Annotated in this window: 13 protein-coding genes; 9 read left to right on the top strand and 4 right to left on the bottom strand. The window is 34.3% G+C overall.

Going from position 1 to position 17,341, the window contains the following annotated elements:
- The first annotated feature begins 33 nt into the window (after positions 1 to 33).
- Together C1Y58_RS07200 and C1Y58_RS07195 are read left to right on the top strand one after the other, a co-directional pair.
- The gene (locus tag C1Y58_RS07200) at positions 34 to 1,974 is read left to right on the top strand and encodes a DUF5050 domain-containing protein (RefSeq protein WP_105615335.1); all 1,941 of its coding nucleotides are present in this window, start codon (positions 34 to 36) and stop codon (positions 1,972 to 1,974) included.
- The gene (locus C1Y58_RS07195) at positions 1,925 to 2,941 is read left to right on the top strand and encodes an N-acetylmuramoyl-L-alanine amidase family protein (RefSeq protein WP_105615334.1); all 1,017 of its coding nucleotides are present in this window, start codon (positions 1,925 to 1,927) and stop codon (positions 2,939 to 2,941) included. The genes C1Y58_RS07200 and C1Y58_RS07195 overlap by 50 nt, the downstream gene beginning before the upstream one ends.
- 98 nt (positions 2,942 to 3,039) lie before the next feature.
- Here the strand turns inward: C1Y58_RS07195 and C1Y58_RS07190 are convergent, their stop codons facing one another.
- The 3 genes from C1Y58_RS07190 to C1Y58_RS07180 all read right to left on the bottom strand — a co-directional run bounded on the left by C1Y58_RS07190 (position 3,040) and on the right by C1Y58_RS07180 (position 7,213).
- Positions 3,040 to 4,227 (bottom strand): MFS transporter, encoded by a 1,188-nt coding sequence (locus C1Y58_RS07190; protein ID WP_105615333.1) that lies wholly within the window; start codon positions 4,225 to 4,227, stop codon positions 3,040 to 3,042.
- Between the two features lie 17 nt (positions 4,228 to 4,244).
- Positions 4,245 to 5,261: an ROK family protein gene (locus tag C1Y58_RS07185; RefSeq protein WP_105615332.1), complete on the bottom strand. Its 1,017-nt coding sequence runs from the start codon at positions 5,259 to 5,261 to the stop codon at positions 4,245 to 4,247.
- A 110-nt stretch (positions 5,262 to 5,371) separates the two neighbouring features.
- Positions 5,372 to 7,213 (bottom strand): sulfatase family protein, encoded by a 1,842-nt coding sequence (locus C1Y58_RS07180; RefSeq protein WP_105615331.1) that lies wholly within the window; start codon positions 7,211 to 7,213, stop codon positions 5,372 to 5,374.
- Positions 7,214 to 7,357: 144 nt separating this feature from the next.
- Between C1Y58_RS07180 and C1Y58_RS07175 the strand changes: the two genes are divergently transcribed.
- Positions 7,358 to 7,939 (top strand): nitroreductase family protein, encoded by a 582-nt coding sequence (locus C1Y58_RS07175; RefSeq protein ID WP_105615330.1) that lies wholly within the window; start codon positions 7,358 to 7,360, stop codon positions 7,937 to 7,939.
- A 117-nt stretch (positions 7,940 to 8,056) separates the two neighbouring features.
- Here the strand turns inward: C1Y58_RS07175 and C1Y58_RS07170 are convergent, their stop codons facing one another.
- Positions 8,057 to 9,121: a MerR family transcriptional regulator gene (locus C1Y58_RS07170; protein WP_105615329.1), complete on the bottom strand. Its 1,065-nt coding sequence runs from the start codon at positions 9,119 to 9,121 to the stop codon at positions 8,057 to 8,059.
- A gap of 309 nt (positions 9,122 to 9,430) precedes the next feature.
- Between C1Y58_RS07170 and C1Y58_RS07165 the strand changes: the two genes are divergently transcribed.
- The 6 genes from C1Y58_RS07165 to C1Y58_RS07140 all read left to right on the top strand — a co-directional run bounded on the left by C1Y58_RS07165 (position 9,431) and on the right by C1Y58_RS07140 (position 17,266).
- Positions 9,431 to 11,173, top strand: a complete 1,743-nt coding sequence (locus tag C1Y58_RS07165) for a sensor histidine kinase (protein WP_105615328.1) — start codon at positions 9,431 to 9,433, stop codon at positions 11,171 to 11,173.
- Positions 11,174 to 11,191: 18 nt separating this feature from the next.
- Entirely contained in the window at positions 11,192 to 12,742 is a 1,551-nt protein-coding gene (locus C1Y58_RS07160; protein ID WP_170311545.1) for a response regulator transcription factor, read from the top strand.
- A gap of 214 nt (positions 12,743 to 12,956) precedes the next feature.
- Complete coding sequence (locus C1Y58_RS07155) at positions 12,957 to 14,372, top strand: ABC transporter substrate-binding protein (protein WP_157949997.1); 1,416 nt, start codon at positions 12,957 to 12,959, stop codon at positions 14,370 to 14,372.
- Between the two features lie 49 nt (positions 14,373 to 14,421).
- Positions 14,422 to 15,327 carry a carbohydrate ABC transporter permease gene (locus C1Y58_RS07150; protein ID WP_242985355.1) on the top strand — a complete coding sequence of 302 codons (906 nt, stop codon included), beginning with the start codon at positions 14,422 to 14,424 and terminating at the stop codon, positions 15,325 to 15,327.
- Positions 15,328 to 15,341: 14 nt separating this feature from the next.
- The gene (locus C1Y58_RS07145) at positions 15,342 to 16,187 is read left to right on the top strand and encodes a carbohydrate ABC transporter permease (RefSeq protein WP_105615325.1); all 846 of its coding nucleotides are present in this window, start codon (positions 15,342 to 15,344) and stop codon (positions 16,185 to 16,187) included.
- 11 nt (positions 16,188 to 16,198) lie between these two features.
- Entirely contained in the window at positions 16,199 to 17,266 is a 1,068-nt protein-coding gene (locus tag C1Y58_RS07140) for a glycoside hydrolase family 172 protein (protein ID WP_242985354.1), read from the top strand.
- The last annotated feature ends 75 nt before the right edge of the window (positions 17,267 to 17,341 follow it).

The following is a 17,341-nucleotide window of genomic DNA, read 5'->3' as shown; positions in this document are numbered from 1 at the left end:
TTAACAACACAAACTTAAATTTAGGAGGGGAATATGAGTAGAAAAGTAATTATTTTAGTCATTTTAACTACCATAGCACTAGCTTCTTTTGGTGTGGTTATACTCATTGGAACTGGTGGGAGCCAATATGAAAAAAAAATGGAGCTAGGCCACGAATGCTTTGATGAAAAAAATTATGAAGAATCTATAACTGCTTATGAAGAAGCTATCGAAATTGATGAAGATAGTGTTAAGGCTAGAGTGGGTATGGCTGATGCTTATATTAAACTAGAAGACTATGAGGCTGCAGAAGAAATTATAATGGAAGCTATAGATATGGATGAAGAAGATGATGACAGTTGGGAGCTTGCCATAGAAATATATGAACGAATGAATAAACCGAAAATAGAAATTAAGGAGTTAGTAGAAGAAGCTTACAAAAGTACTGAGAGAAAAAAGTTTAATAGATGGATAAAAGAGAAAACACCAGAAAACCCTCTTGTGAATATGGATAGTGGTGACTATTCAGAAGAGCTTAACATAGAACTAACTAATTTAAATAATGGTGACAAGGCTTATTATTCAACTGATGGTAGTGACCCAATGGAAAACGGTGCAGAATATGAAGGTAGTATTCATATCAGAGAAGGAGAAACAATATTAAGATTAGCTATTACCAACAGCTATAGCCTGACTAGTCAAAGTGAATTTACTTATGCAATCACTCCTAAAGAACTAATTCTAGGCAATACTTCAGGAAACATTAAAAATGCAGGTTATGTAGCATCATGGAATGATTGGATCATCTATAGTGTAGAAGGCGGAATATATAGATATAACGCCTATAACGGAGAAGAGAAAAAATTATTGGACACTGATAACACACCTATGTATCTAAATGTTATAGGTGATAAATTATACTTTAGCTTGAGTTCTATTGATTATAGCGAGACTAACATTTATGAAATGGATCTTAATTCAAGTGATACTATAAGTGTTATTGCTGAAGATGCATTTACTTTTTCTTACCTAGTAATAGCTAATGATACAGGCTACTATTTGAATGAAAATAATAATATCATGAAATTTGATTTAATTACACGGCAGGCAGAAGTAATTGTCTATGACCAATGTCATACTGTTAATGTTATTGATGACTGGATTTATTATTTAAACCTGAGTGACTCTGTTACATATACCTATGATAATATGCTTGATGGTACATCTTATCAGGAGTTTGGTACCATATATCGAGTTAAGACAAATGGTCAAGATAAGGAAAAAATAACTAATGATGGTACCAATGATTTTCTAGTCTACAACGAGTGGATTTACTATGCTAACTGTAATGATGGTGATTCGGTAAGTTCTGAAGGAGAAAGTTTTTATTTAGGAAGGTTGTATCGACTAAATATTGATACAAGAGATAAAATAAAAATGTCGGATGATTTAGTTTTTAGAAGAGTTAATAAATATGGAGATTATATTTATTATGGAGATACCACAGGGATGACAAGGTTGAACATCAATACAAGGAAGAGGGAGCGACTATTTGATACAATATATGGTATGGAAATCAATCTTATAAAAGACATGATGGTTTTCACAGATATTTATCCACCAAGTCAAGCCAATAATTATATTGCTCAGTGGGGAAATTCTACATATAGAAATCTATTTTATATAGAATTAGACAATATTCCAAAGCTTACGATAGAATCAAATATAAGCAGTACTGATGAAATTGATTATATCATTCCATATAGTAGTAATAGATATTTGATTGAAGAGGATTTAGAAAACTTAACTTTAGAAGAACTTGCATTAGCAAGAAATGAGATATACGCTAGAAAAGGTTACATTTTTTCAACAGAAAAGTATAGATTGTATTTTGAAAGCAAATCCTGGTATAGTCCGAATAGTAACTTTAGTGAAGGGGATCTTAATGAGTATGAAAAATACAATGCCCAATTTATTAAACAGTTTGAAAACTAGTCATAAGTTGTTTTTCGTAGGGCTTATATTTATAGTAATAGCTTTGGGTAGCTTATTATTTTTAGTTAGTCAAAAAAGTACAAGTGAACCATTAAAAGTTTCTGATAATAGTCATATTGAGACAAAAGAGGTAATTAGTAAAAAAGAAACATCTGAAGTTTGTTTAGAGCAGGTATTTGAAAGTCACGTTACATTCAATGACAATAATGAGGAAACAGGTGTACCTAGCGAAGATACTCAAAAAATTAATCATGTAAATGAAGAAATCAGTGAATCGGATTTAGATGGAGAAATTGAGGGTGACGTGAAAGATAAAGCGCATATCTTAGCTGATAAAATAATCTGTATTGATCCAGGACATCAAGAGGTAGCTAATTTTGAGCAAGAATTAATTGCACCTAGTAGCGATCAATATAAAATTAAATGTTCAGGCGGAACACAAGGTATTATAACAGGAGTCCCTGAGTATGAGTTGAATTTACAGGTAGCGCTCTTATTGAGAAGTGAACTTGAGAACAATGGTGCTACTGTGGTCTTAACTAGAGAAGAAGCTGCCGTGAATATTAGTAATATTGAAAGGGCGGAAATTGCGAATAATAATGAGTCCCATATATTTGTTCGGCTTCATGCAGATGGTTCTAGCAATGCAGCAGTGAATGGTATATCAATATTAGTACCAAGTAATAAATTTATTCATGACGAACAACTGTTAATAGATAGTAATAGAGCAGCCAATTGTATATTAGAAAGATTAACAGATGTAACAGGCGCAAAGAATAATGGAATCATTGAGAGAGGTGATATATCGGGCTTTAACTGGTCAAATGTACCGGTTGTTTTAGTTGAGATGGGATTCATGACCAATAATGATGAAGATCAATTACTAAATACTCCAGAGTATCAAGAAAAGATTGCAGTGGGGATTATTAGTGGACTTGAAGATTATTTTAAGAATGTTGAAGAGTAAACCTTCCCCTGAACTCCTTAGCATATATGCGATTAAGACCCCCTTACTTATTATTTAAGCAGGGGGTCTATGCAATCAGTGATATATAAGGCTGTTTATTATAAGTCTACCTTTTTTGTTAGAGTTGTTAGTCTTTCTGAACAAAATAACATGATTAGAATACAAGCAGCTATGTAAAATGGAAAGATCACCATACTTGTATTTCTTACTACAACACCAAAAAGTGGTGGTAATATAGCGCTACCGATATACCCAAATCCCATCTGATACCCGATTATAATTTGAGAGTGATTCTTACCAAAACGAGTTGGTGTCTCATGAATCATTGCCGGGAATATAGGAGCTAAACCTAGTCCAATCAGTACAAAAGCGACCATTAAGATAAAGTTTGGTAAAGGTAATAGTAGTAATACTGACCCGAAGAGAGCGATTAGTATCCCAATGCGAATCATCTGAATATTGGTTAATCTAAATGATACAAAACCAGATATAAATCTTCCTAAAGTAATACCACCATAATACATGGCAATCCAAGAAGCTGCAACCTCTATGGATAGGCTTTTCATCTCTACTAAGAAGCTGCTTCCCCATAAACCAATGGATAATTCAACAGCAACATAGAACAAGAAAGTTAGTAGTGCGTGCTTAACTCCTTTTATCTTATAGACATGCTTTTCTTTAGATTTTTCTTCTGGTGGAGAGTCATCTGCCTCTTTAACTTTTTCAAATAGTGTTTTATGTTTGGTCCAAAGAGGTAAGCTTAATAATAAAATAAAAGCTAAAATAAGTTGAAAGCTAGCAATTCTTTGATAACCTAAACGCCAAGAGGATGTCATAAGTAATGTTTGAGCCATAATAAGAGGACCTAAAGTTGCACCTACACCCCAAAATGAATGTAACCAATTCATGTGGTGAGCTTTATAATGCAGGGCTACATAATTATTGAGTGCTGTATCCACTGAACCTGCCCCTAAGCCTAAAGGTATAGCCAATACAAGTAACCAAAAATAAGAAGGTGCAAAAGAAATGCCTAGTAAAGCACCACCTGTCATCATACAACTGATAAAGGTAACTTTTCCAGTTTCAAATTTATTAATGATATGTCCACTTAAAAAGCTGGAAAGGATTGTACTACCGGTAGTTAACATAGCAATAAGTCCAGCAGCATCTAATGGCATTCCCCATTCAATTTGCATTGCTGGCCAGGTAACGCCAAGTAAAGAATCAGGAAGTCCTAGACTAATAAAAGCTAAATAAATGATGATAAGTAATATGATTGTAACCATGATATTCTCCTTATCTATTATTTTTCAATGAGTTGAATATTGCATGACAATTTTGTTAGGGCCATAGAAGTCAAACCGTAAATATAACTATCATGAATGTCATCCTCAATTATTAATTCAGGAAGATGTCCTTTTGGAGATAATAAATGAAGTAAAGTCTTAATAGATTCAATCATTTGCTCCGTAAAACAGAATCCAGATAAAATGATACTCTTTGGATTAATGACACAATTTATGGACATAATTGTTTTAGCAACAAGATCAGCAAAGAGTTCTTTATTCTTTTGAATATCACTTTGATTTTTTGGATTTACTCCAAGAGGAAGGAAAGAAACTTCACCAGCAAAATTGGACTGTCCCAGCAATATTTGTCCATTAACAATAATTCCTGCACCTGGGTTCTCATCTATTGGATAGTAGATGTATACCATACTTTCTGCATCTGTATATTGAGTTCGATGAAAGAAACCATACGCAGTACTATTCACGTCATTTTCAATAATAACCTGGAGGTTGAATTTCTTTTCTAAATGTTGTTGAAGAGGTTCTCCACTCAGTTTCTTGAAGTCACAAATATCTATAATACCTTGACGAACAACACCTGGTATACCAATTCCTAGTACTTTTATATTGGGATAGAGCTTTAATAGCATGTGTATTGCATCATCAAATTCCTTTATTGAGATATCCTCCAGTTCCAAATAGGTTTCATAAACATGTATACCTATCATATTTGATACAACACAAGTTAGACTTTTATAATCACCTTCTTTACGTGCATAAAGCACAGCAACGTAAGCGTAATTTTCATTATACACAAATCGCCTTGCTGGTCGACCACCAGTTGATGGTTTTAAATCAATTTCTAAGACTTCTCCTGTTGCTATCAATTCTTTAAGGATATTCCCGCAGGTAGCCACGCTAAGACTTGTTGCTTTTGCAATACTTGATTTTGTACAGTAATCTTGCTTTTTTAGAACAGATTTAACCAGCTCAGTATTAATTTCTTTAAGTTTCATTGAATTAGCAGGCATTTTGAATACCACCTCGACTTTCGTTAAGACTTATCATAAGTATTATTATAAATTAAATCTGTTCTTTGTCAAGTTAATTTTGTAAAATAAAACTCCAGAAATCTGGAGTTTTAAATATTATAGTCTGGTGCACATGTCTGACAAGACGGTTTCCCAGGAACATTACCGCTGGTAGGATATAGTCGTTTCTGCCTACATTGTTCTTCCAAAATCTTTGCAAGAACTATTTCTACGATTCTTGATTCAGGGGTAGAAAATTCAGGATCTGAAAGATTTTTAGTTTCAAGGGGATCTTTTGTTAGATTGTAGAATTCAATTTCATCATCTACAGGGCGAGTTTTCACAGTTGTTATACAAGTTGAGCAACTTATGTCTGGTGTTATCTGTGTTTCATTACTTTGACTGACATCTTTGTCTTCACAACCAGGATCACTCCAAAATTGTGGGTTATCAAAGTAACGGGAGTATTTCCAAATTTCTTTAGAATTATCCTCACCAGTAGTTAATGTGGTAACAACAGTTTCAATACTGTTTGGTTGAACTACTGAATTATAGGGTACACCAAGAATACTAGTTTGATTGAGTCCTTTGGTAAAATCATCATCAGTCATAAAATACACGGGCTCATCCAGAACTTGATCGACCACTTCTTTAAAAATAAAGGGGGATAGATCCTTACCTACTAATGGATGTACTTCAGTATGACTTTTACCCAGTATTCTTTGAGCTTTCTTAGTATTTATACCAGCTAACCCTAATAGGGTTGGTAAAATATCAACGTGATTAGTAAGAATGCTAGTTGATTCACGTTTACTGAATAGAATTGGATTATGAATGATGAAGGGCACATGAATGGTCTCCTCATAAGCTTGATACCACTTTTGGAATAGACCACCATGGGCTCCTATCATATCTCCGTGATCTGATGTAAATATAACAATAGTATTATTATAAAAGGAGGAGTTTTTAATAGCACTTATGACCCTCTGCATGTCTCTATCGACCTTAAGTTGAAGTGTATAGTAGAGTTGGCGATAAAATAGAGTATCTTCTAGAGGTTGTAAAGCTTTTGGGTAAACCTCTCTATAGCTTCTTTGGGCTCGAGGTTTTGTGAGTAATAATTCATCTGCTGTAGGAGCACGTGGAATATCAGGAACAGATGGATCAATTTCAAAACGAAACAATGGATCTATTCGTGTAATTGCACCGAATAAAGCTATGTCATGAGGATTAACAAATGAGCTCATGATAACCCAAGGCTTGGTATCAGGTCTATCTGTGCGCCTCTGTTCATCGTCAAGATTTCGTATTAATTTTATAACTTCATCTGCATAAATGATGTCACGTCCACTTAACCCTATAGAAGCTGATGAGCCAGAATTACGTGGATTACTTCCAAATGGTTCTGGTCCTATCCAGCTATCAAAGCCATATTCCTTAAGACGATTAGCATTAAGGTATAACTCTTCATTAGCAGATATTGGTACACCCGTTTCCGAGTTGTAGGTAAGGTATGAGTCATGGGTATCAGGAATTAAAAGATCAGCTTGTGAGGCATGCCATTTGCCTTTCCAAAATGTTCTGTATCCAGCAGTACGAAAGTAGTCACCAATGGTGGGTACTGTATTTGGATCTAAACAAAATATATCAGGGTCAAAGTCATCTTTTGCAGCGCCAGTTGTTTGGCTAACGCCATGAAGTGATGGATATTGACCAGTATATAGAGTCCCACGGCTTGGTGAACAAGCTGTACTTCCTACATAGTGATTATTAAACTGAAGACCATTATCCTTCAACATTTCCTGAGCTTTAAGATATTTTTTTCTCCAAGCCTTTATTTCATCGGATTCATAAACAGGTGGAAAACGATCTTCGTCGACTGTGATGATTAAAAAATTAGGTTTGTCTAATAATTTAGCATCATCTAAGTCTTTATAACTGTAATTATCCAAGTAATCACCCTTTACGTTTTTTTATTCTTTATAGTATATGTTCTGTAAAGGTGAAGAGATATTAAGTTAGCGGTAATAATAAACATCTCATGAGTATGCTATAATAGATTTAATTGGATTTTATTATAGAAAGTAGGTAAGCCTATGGATTTTTTTGAAGTCGTCAAGAAAAGAAGAAGTATAAGGAAATTTTCACAGAAAAAAATAGATCTAGAGCTATTAGTTTCATGTGTTGATGTTGCTCGTGTATCTCCGCAAGGAGGGAATAAGCAACCCATGAAATATTGTATAATAACTGAAGATCAACTAATTGAGGATATATTTCCTCATACTAAGTGGGCAGGATATCTATATCCAGATTATACACCACAGGAGGGAGAAAAACCCACTGCCTACATTGCGTTACTAGTAGATGAAGAGAAACAAACAAAAGCAGATGTGGCAGCAGGTATTGTTGGTCAGAGTATATTGTTAACTGCACAAGCTCAAGGGTTAGGAAGTTGCTGGTTAGGTGCTATTGAGCGGGGAGCAATTAAAGAACTACTCAACATACCAGAAACTTACCAATTACACTCCATTATTGCTCTAGGTTATCCCCTTGAAGAACCAAAAGTCGTGGATGTCGGTGAAGACCAATCAATACGCTATTTTTTAGATGACGATGGATGCTTGAATGTACCTAAGCGAAAAATGGAGGAAGTGCTATTCATCAATCAAGTTAAATAAGAAGGAAGTTCTTAAAAAGCATGAAATCTATTTTAAGCAGATTCATGCTTTTAAATTTATTTATGAGCGTTTCGTTTCACATAAGTGGTATTATTAGATCACCTGCCACACGTGTTACTATATAGAAATTTTTACAAGATAATTAATATAATCAATGGGTTCATATCTAAGTTTCATACCATGCTCTTCAATAACTTGTCTCAAAAGTTCGATATTCGTATAATATTCATCTTCGATTTCAGCCCGTTGTTGTACCGATAGCTGACTCAGCATCTCTTGTTTTTGCCCCTCATTTTCAAACATCATATCCCCTATGACTATAACACCCTTATCCTTTAATACTCGGAGCATCTCTTCAATGGCTATACTTTTCTCGGAGTCATTTAAATGATGGAAAGCGTATGTAGTTACGATGATATCAAATTGATTATTATCAAAGGGAATCTTAAGAAATTCACCTAATCTAACTGGGAGCTTAGGAAATTTCTTCTTAGCTACATTAAGCATTTCTCTCGATTGATCAATGCCTACAATATCATAGTTATTGGATAAGAATTTCTCTGAAAGGTTACCTGTTCCAACACCAATATCTAATACTTTAATATGATTTGGTGTTTCATGAATATCTTTTGTTGCTAATTGGTATACGTTCTCCAAAACCTCTTCATAATGTTCATAGATACCAAGTTCCCCCACATTATTTTTAACAGAGGTATCATATGTCTTAGACCAATGATCAAAATTCCATCTATCTTCCCAATTATTTTTGATAGCTTGGACTTCATTAATTCTCTTACATGATTCTATAATTCTATCCATAGTATTGTATTCATCCCCTTCATACATGGCATCCATAATTTTCTCTAGTGATCCTTGAAGAAGTCTTAAATGATGCATCTCATCATTAACCATTTTCCATTGGTTATAAAAGAGGTTTAAGAAGCCATCACGATAATCTTTATTTAAAACCGTCTGAATGTCTTCTATTGAGAACCCCAGGACCCTATACATCAATATAGCCTGTATTTTAATTAAGTGTTTATCGCTATAATAGCGATAGTTATTTTGCTTATCACGTATTGCTTTGATTAATCCCTTTTTTTCATAGAATCTAAGTTTGTTAGTCGTAATCTGAAAAAGCTGAGCCACTTGATTAATAGTATATCTTTTATCATTTGGCATTGAATTCTCTCCTTTTGTTTTATTCATTTTTTTCCTATCTGTTTCTTAGTATAAACCTTCGCCTAAAGCTAAAGTCAAGGGGAAAAGTAAAATAATATTTTGAGAATTATTGTAAAATGAGGGTTGAATGTTCATGGATTTTGTAATAAACTGGTCATATGAAATCTCCTTTTACTGCTTATTTTAGAGAATTACTCATAACATAAAAGGAGATTTTTTCTATAGTTACATTTCTAAAGGCTCAAAATCGGAATTACCGAAGGGGGAGGTATTATTCTTAAATATAAAATAGTTCATAAAATTAAGCATGTGTCTGCTCAAAATCAAATTGTTGTAGCTTCTGTGCTTTTTATGTTTATAGCCATGATGATTATGGGAATTTTTTCATCCATCATCCTATATACAAAATCTGTAGATGCAACCTATGAGAAGATGACCATTTATGTGGATAAGACAAAGGAAAACATTGAGCAAACTCTAGCACTGATAACTAATACGGCTCATGCTGTAGCGGCCTCCAACACCATTGTGACATGGATTGATAATCCTCAGAGTTTAGATACCCAAGGAAAAGATTTTTATAGCAGTGTTAATAAATTAGAAGAAGAAATCAAGCATGTACTCAACTATAGTAGTGCTTGGAAAGCAGACCTCATCAGTTATATTTCTATCTTTGTAGATGACCAGTTGATCAGTTATACATATGCAAAACCATTGTCAGAAAAGCAGATTATAGCAGGTTCTAATGAAGCCTATAGCAAGTTAAATAAAGTATCTGGTTCAGAATTTTTACCACCTTTAGAACAGGGCAATTACATCTATTATGCATTGAAATTAAAATACGATTTCCAAAGTAATAAATCTTTAGTTATTCTTATTGCAACGGAAGCAAATGCTTTTAAAAGACTCTATCACGGTGCTATAGCTTCTAAGGATACACAGACTTATTTAACTGATGAAGACGGCATGATTTATTCATCAAGTGATGAAACAAGGAACGGAAAGCTCTGTGATAATGCTATTATGAGTAGCATGACATATGATCAAATTAGCAATCTCACATTAAATAATAAGAAATATGTTGCTATAGCTAAAAAAGTAGAAAATAGCCAATTAGTGTTTATAAACTTAGTACCGCACAACTACATTTTTAATCAAGCTTTTGATCAGTTTCCACTTTTTATTAATACAGCTCTGATACTAAGTATTATTATAGCGGTCATTGGTACTTTCTTATCAAAGAAAGTCACAGCCTTTATTAAGGATTTGACTAATGCCATGAAAGAAGTAAAGAATGCCAACTACGATGTGAAAATGCCTAGCTACAAAAATGATGCAGTAGATGGCATTAGTCATACTTTCAACGCTATGACAACGGAAATGAAGTATCTTATCCAAACAACATATGAATCTAAGATCATGCTTCAAGAGATGGAATTTAAGTTCTTACAACAGCAGATTAATCCTCATTTCTTATTTAATATATTATTGGTGATTCAAATCAAGGCAAAGATGAGTTCAGATGAGACGGTTTATAACATGCTGACTTCTTTATCAGGTTTACTAAGGGCGTCTTTACATTCCAATAAGAATACCTATACAACTCTAGAGGAAGAGCTGAAGTATGTGGATTTTTATCTCTATTTGCAACAACAACGTTTTTCAGAGAAGTTGCATTATGAGATTAATATTGATGAACACCTTAAGGAGATTAAGGTACCTCGACTTACGATAGAACCTATCGTAGAAAATGCAGTCATCCATGGAGTTGAAAATCATGAAGATGTGGTGAAAATAGTCGTGACAGTTTGGGAAGATGACCAGGATCTATATGTGGAAGTTAATGATGATGGTAGTGGTTTTGATACCAATGAGCTGGAACTTCAAGATATACAAGTGAAAGATGGGAACAGTCGTGAAAAAATAGGATTGAGTAATATTAACACCCGGTTAAAGCGGATATATGGTGAAGAGTATGGGTTAATTATTCATAGTGAGAAGGGGAAAGGTACGAGAGTTATTATTAAGATTCAAAAGGATAAGATAGCCTAGGCGATGGGGGGAGACGGTATGTATCAAGTTCTTATTGTAGAAGATGAGCAAGTTATTCGAGAAGGAATAAAAAGTCTCATTGATTGGAAAAGTATGGACTGTGAAGTCATTTGTGACTGTGCAAATGGAATAGAAGCACTTGGCTTTATGGAATCCAACGTTGTAGACATACTTATTACAGATATCAAGATGCCTCAAATGGATGGTATTCAGTTAATAAAAACGTTATATGAAAAAGAATCATCAACTAAGAGTATTATACTAACAGCATACTCTCAGTTCAATTATGCTCAACAAGCTATTCGCTACAGTGCTGTTGATTTTGTCATTAAGAATGATTTTGTCAATGAATTACCTAAAGCTGTCCTTCAGGCTAAAAAAATCATCGAATCTGAAAAGGAAAAAGAGTTAGCTAAGGACCCCTTGGATGAAAAGGATATAAAGGATATTACATCTTACATACTTGAAACTATAGCAATGTCTAGACTTATTGAAGATGATTCACAAATAAAAAAATATAACTTGGATCAAAAGAAATACTGTATTTGCTCATGTGAAATTCTTTATAATGACCAAGGTATAAATGTGTTGGATACGATTAAGATGATTGAAGATATTGTAGCCATTAGTTTTAAGGGCTATGGTTACTATGTGGTTAACATTAAGAAGAATAATATTATGCTTATTGTAAGTAAGAATGCCAATGATCGGTTGAATGTTGAGCAGGTTAAGGAACAATGTTTGCAAACATTACAGATGATTGAACAATTCATGCAAATTGATATACGGTTTGGCATCAGTCAAGTTGTTGATAACTTATATAGGCTTAATGTTGCCTATGAGCAATCTGTCATGGCATTAGGCAAACTAGGTGATGGTGGTAGTGTGATAACGGTTTATACTCATAAAGAGCAAGAAAGCGCTTCCAACCATAAAACTGAAATACCAAAGGAGCTTATCGAGTATCTTTTTTCTAAGGACTATCATCAAGCATTACAGACTTTGGAGATTTGGAAAAGAAAATTAATTATGCATAAAAGACCGTTACATAGTTGTAAGGTAGATGTACTTTATATCAGTTCTTTAATACTAAGAAGATTGGAACACTTTGATAAAAAAGCTAGCTTAAAGGAGAAGGAAAAAAACCTTTATCAAGCAGTTGAAAATAGTAAAACCATCTATGCACTATTAGAAGTTTGTAAAGATCTGATGAAATTTAGCCAAGAACTGATTGATGAGCAAAAAGTGGTCAAGTCCTATTTAATTAATCATATTGATCATTATATTAAGACCCATTACATGAACAATATTACATTAGAAGGTATAAGTGAACATCTTCATGTTAGCAAAAGCTATATCAGTAGGGTCTACAAAAGGAAAACTGGTATCACTTTATCAGAAGCCATTAACCGATATCGTGTTGAGAGAGCTAAAGTTTTATTAAGAGATAATACTCAGAAGATATATGAAATTGGACATTTAATCGGATATGATGATCCAGCCTATTTCACAAATATTTTTAAAAAATATGTGGGACAGAGTCCAAGTGATTATAGAAATAATTTATAAAATAATTAGTAGGATGTGCAAAATAGTCATAGATAGGTCAATTAACTGCAAGAAAGTTTATCAATAAAAAACAGGTTTAATTATTTGTCTATTATAGCCCAATTAATGTAAATTATAGCTATTCATCTTATGTCTTAACTACGGTAATATTAGAGGCATAACGTAGATAGTCACTGAATGTTTAGGGATTATCGAATACTTAGGAGGTATGTGTATGAAAATCAAATTTAAATCAGCTTTAGCAATTGCGTTAGCCTCTATTATTGGGCTTGGCGCTGTTGGATGCACGGGGGCATCTGAGGAGAAAAAAGTTGATGAGCCAACAGCAGAAGTTAGTGTAGTAGAAGAAACTGAAAAGAAAGAAGTGAAAGATGAAAAAGAAGAATCCGGGTTACCAGAAGCTATCGAATTGGATATTGCTACTTTCCGAGTAGGTACCCACAATGCTGCCAATGCTGAAACAAGATATTTTAGTGAATTCCAGGAAAAATATAATGGTGTTGATAACCAAAAGATTACCCTTAAGGTAACTGAAATGCCTAGTGATGCAGAATACTATAATCAAATGAAGATTTTAGCTACAGCTAATAATTTGCCAGATGTTTTTGAAGGTAATAACGGTGTACTAGAGCTTGCAGTCAAAAATGGTATAGCTGTTGATATGATGGGTTATGTAGATGCTGATCCTCAATATAAATCTGAACTCGGTGAAGGAGCTATAGCAGCAGGTCGACAGTGGGAAGATGAAGGACTATATAACATTTCCTACGGTTTACAAGCTATCGGCTATTTCTATAATAAAGATATGTATGAACAAGCTGGCATTGAAGTACCAAAAACTTGGGATGAGTGGATGTCAAACCTTGAAGTACTTAAGAGTTCAGGTGTTTGTAAAGCTCCACTGTCTCTCATGACTGGTGAGAATGGTTGGACCTCTAACTTAATTTTGGTTTCAATGATTGGTACAAGTGGAGAAGCTGGAAATACCTTTATGAACACACGTTACGTGGATACATACAATACACCAGAGGTAGTTGATGCGTTTGGTAAAATGCAAACCATGCTTAAAGAATATGCTCTTCCTGATGCTGTAGGTTCAGATTACGCTACTGCGGCTAATCACTTCTTAAATGGTGAAACAGCGATTATTGCTAATGGACCTTGGATGACACCTGACTTCTCAAACACTGATAAAGCTGAAGAAGGCTTTGCAGATAAGGTAGGGGTTGCACTATACCCAGGAAATGGTACTATTTCTCAATTTGAGAGAGGTTTTTCAATTGCAAAGAGTGATAAAGCCATTGAAGATGCTGCGTTTGAGTTTATCAAATTTAAAACAGATGCCTATGGTCAATTAATTCATTTAGAAGAAGCGGGTGTATTACCATTAACTTCTAATGTAGAATTATCTGATGAGTTTAAGGCGAAAAATCCTCTTGTTGTTGACTTTGTTGGTCTATTAAGTGATATTGAATACCAGTATAAAACAATTGATACAATTAGTTATCCAACAGCATTGAATGCTTTAAGTCGACTATATCCTGAATTAGCTTATGATATGATTACACCTGAAGAAATGGCTATTCAACTGGATGAAGCAGCAAGTAAAGATGCATCTTATAAAAAATAATTGAAATGACAAATAAATCTCCACTTATTATGTAAGTGGAGATTTATAGATGATACATAGAAAAGGAACTATAGGAAGGTGTACAACCATGAATATAAGTAAGAAATGGCGATTTATTTTTTTATTACCGGCTACAGCACTCTTTCTATTTGTTTATGCTGTACCTGTAGCAACGTTGATAGGCACATCTTTTACAGAATGGATAGTAGCTTCAGAACCTGTTTTTATTGGAATCGATAATTATATTGAATTATTCTCAGATGAAGAATTTTTGCAAGCAACTTGGAACACGATTATCTGGATGTTTTTACAGTCAACCATACATATAGCTATTGGTGTTATGTTAGCATTAATACTGGCTAGAAAAAAATTCTATTGGAAGTTTACACGGACTGTCTTTATGTTACCTAATATTATATCCAGCGCAGCAGTAGGAATGCTTTTTGTACTTCTACTTAATCCGTCCTTTGGTGCTGTGAATTCTGTTTTAACCCAATTAGGATTTACTGATCTACCTAACTGGTTCATGAGCCGCGAGACATCTTTTATATCTGTTACCATGACCTGGTTGCCTTACGCAGGCATCGTTACGATACTACTAATGGCTGAGATGACATCTTTATCAGACTCTATTATGGAGGCAGCAATCATGGATGGGGCAACAGAAATGCAAAAGAATATCTATATTGTATTACCTCTGACAAAAACGATTATAGGGACAACAACAATTCTTGGTGCTACAAGTATGCTACAAAAGCTTGATTTGGTCATGATGACAACAAAAGGTGCACCAGGTAATATGACGATGAATTTACCTCTATATGTTTATAATACAGCGTTTATTGCTAACGACTTTGGATTAGCGAATACAAGCGGTGTATTAATGATTATCTTAGGATTAGTAGCAGTAGCTATCATTAATAGAATTTATAAGACAGAAAACCACTATTATTAAAAAGGAGAAAAACAATGAAAGGAAAAAAATCGATTATAAAAGGTCTAATCATAAAGGCACTTATTTTTGTTTTTATAACCGCTATCATCATTATATCCTTGGGACCGTTATTATGGGTATTTGTTTCTTCATTCAAAACTAATCGTGAAATTCTCTCAGGTGGTTTAGGGTTACCAAGTGTCTTTAGCTTTAAGAACTATATAGATGCCTTGACGATTGCTCCCATACCACAATTTTATTTCAACAGTATTATCGTATCCATTGTGGCAACAGTAGGGAATGTTTTCTTACTGAGCATGGCTGCGTATACGATAGCTAGATTTGATTGGAAGTATAATGGCTTTTTTACGATGATGTTTTCAGTGGGTTTATTGATTCCTGGAGCAGCTCTTTTACAACCTTTATATCAGACCATGACTACAGCTCATTTGAATGATTCCTTAACTGGTCTCATCATTATCTATATGGCATTTGGGTTACCATCAACGATTTATATCATGAGAAGTTATTTTAAAACCATACCTAGAGAAATGGAAGAGTCAGCTTATATGGATGGATCAGGCTTTTTTAGAACATTTGTTAGTATTATATTGCCTATTGCAAAACCAGCCCTTGGTACAGCTGCTATCCTAGAGTTTTTACTTTGCTGGAATGAGTTCCAGTTTGCTCTAAGCTTGACATCATCCAATAGCAAGCGGACTTTACCTATCGCTCTTTATTATTTCAAGAGCCAATTTGCAAGTAATTACGGTGCCATGTTTGCTGCTACCATCATGGTAGTTGTACCGAGTATATTCGTATACATTGCCTTACAAGAACAAGTTGTTTCAGGTCTTGCAGCTGGAGCAGTTAAAGGATAAGGAGGCCAATTATGAGTAATGGACTTTCAGATTTATTTATGATGACCAATAATATCAGTCGGTCTTTGAGCGCAGAAAATCCAACTGGTGAAAAAGGGAAAGGTGGAATGGCATTCCCAGAGGATGAAGAAAATCCTGCCTTTGATCTAGGGCAGGGATGGAAGGTTCGTCCTTGTTTGCACATTAAAAGTGGCGAAACAGTTGAAATTGGTAGTGTTGAAGGACCAGCTATCATCAGAAGCATGTGGATGACTTGTTTCCCAGAAGCATTGAGATTTCTAATTTTAAGGTTTTATTGGGATGATGAAGAGCATCCATCAGTTGAAGTACCTTTAGGGGATTTCTATTGCAGCGGTTGGTGCACACCAACTTACGTATCAGCATTACCTATCAATGTAAATCCTGCTGGAGGTTATAACAGTTATTTTCAGATGCCTTTTAGAAAGCATGCAAGGATAACAGTAGAGAATTTGAGCCGAGAAGAACAAACATTCTTCTATCAGATAAATTATGATATAACGGATGTAGATGAAAAAGCTGCTTATTTTCATGCACAATTTAATCGGACCAATCCAGTGAAATATAAAGAAGCCTATGTCCTAGCAGATGATATCATTGGTAAAGGACAATATGTGGGTGCATACATGGCTTGGCAAGCTAATAATAACTATTGGTGGGGAGAAGGAGAAATAAAGTTCTACATGGATGGGGATAAAGAATTTCCTACAATCTGTGGAACAGGTACAGAAGACTATTTTGGAGGAGCATGGAGTTTTGAAGATCCTAAAGGGACTTATAAGCAATATAGTAACTTGTATGCAGGCTTAAATCAAGTATTGAATCCTGAAGGAGCCTACAAATTAAACCAACGCTTTGGGATGTATCGATTCCACATCTATGACCCCATTTATTTTGAAAATGATTTGAAGATTACCATGCAAGCCTTAGGGTGGAGAAATAAGTTTAAACGATTCTTACCTTTACAGGATGATATATCGTCAGTTGTTTACTGGTATCAAGCAGAACCACACCAACCACACAAACCATTGCCTAATAGAGACTTTCTCGAAGTTATTTAACATTCAATAGGTTATAGATAACGATTTATTAAGTGTGTGAATATAAAGAATTTTATAATAATAAGGAGGGGATTT

Origin of the sequence: Vallitalea okinawensis (assembly GCF_002964605.1) — a bacterium.
GTDB classification, from domain to species: domain Bacteria; phylum Bacillota; class Clostridia; order Lachnospirales; family PQDH01; genus Vallitalea_A; species Vallitalea_A okinawensis.
This window is presented reverse-complemented; position numbering and strand designations above follow the sequence as displayed.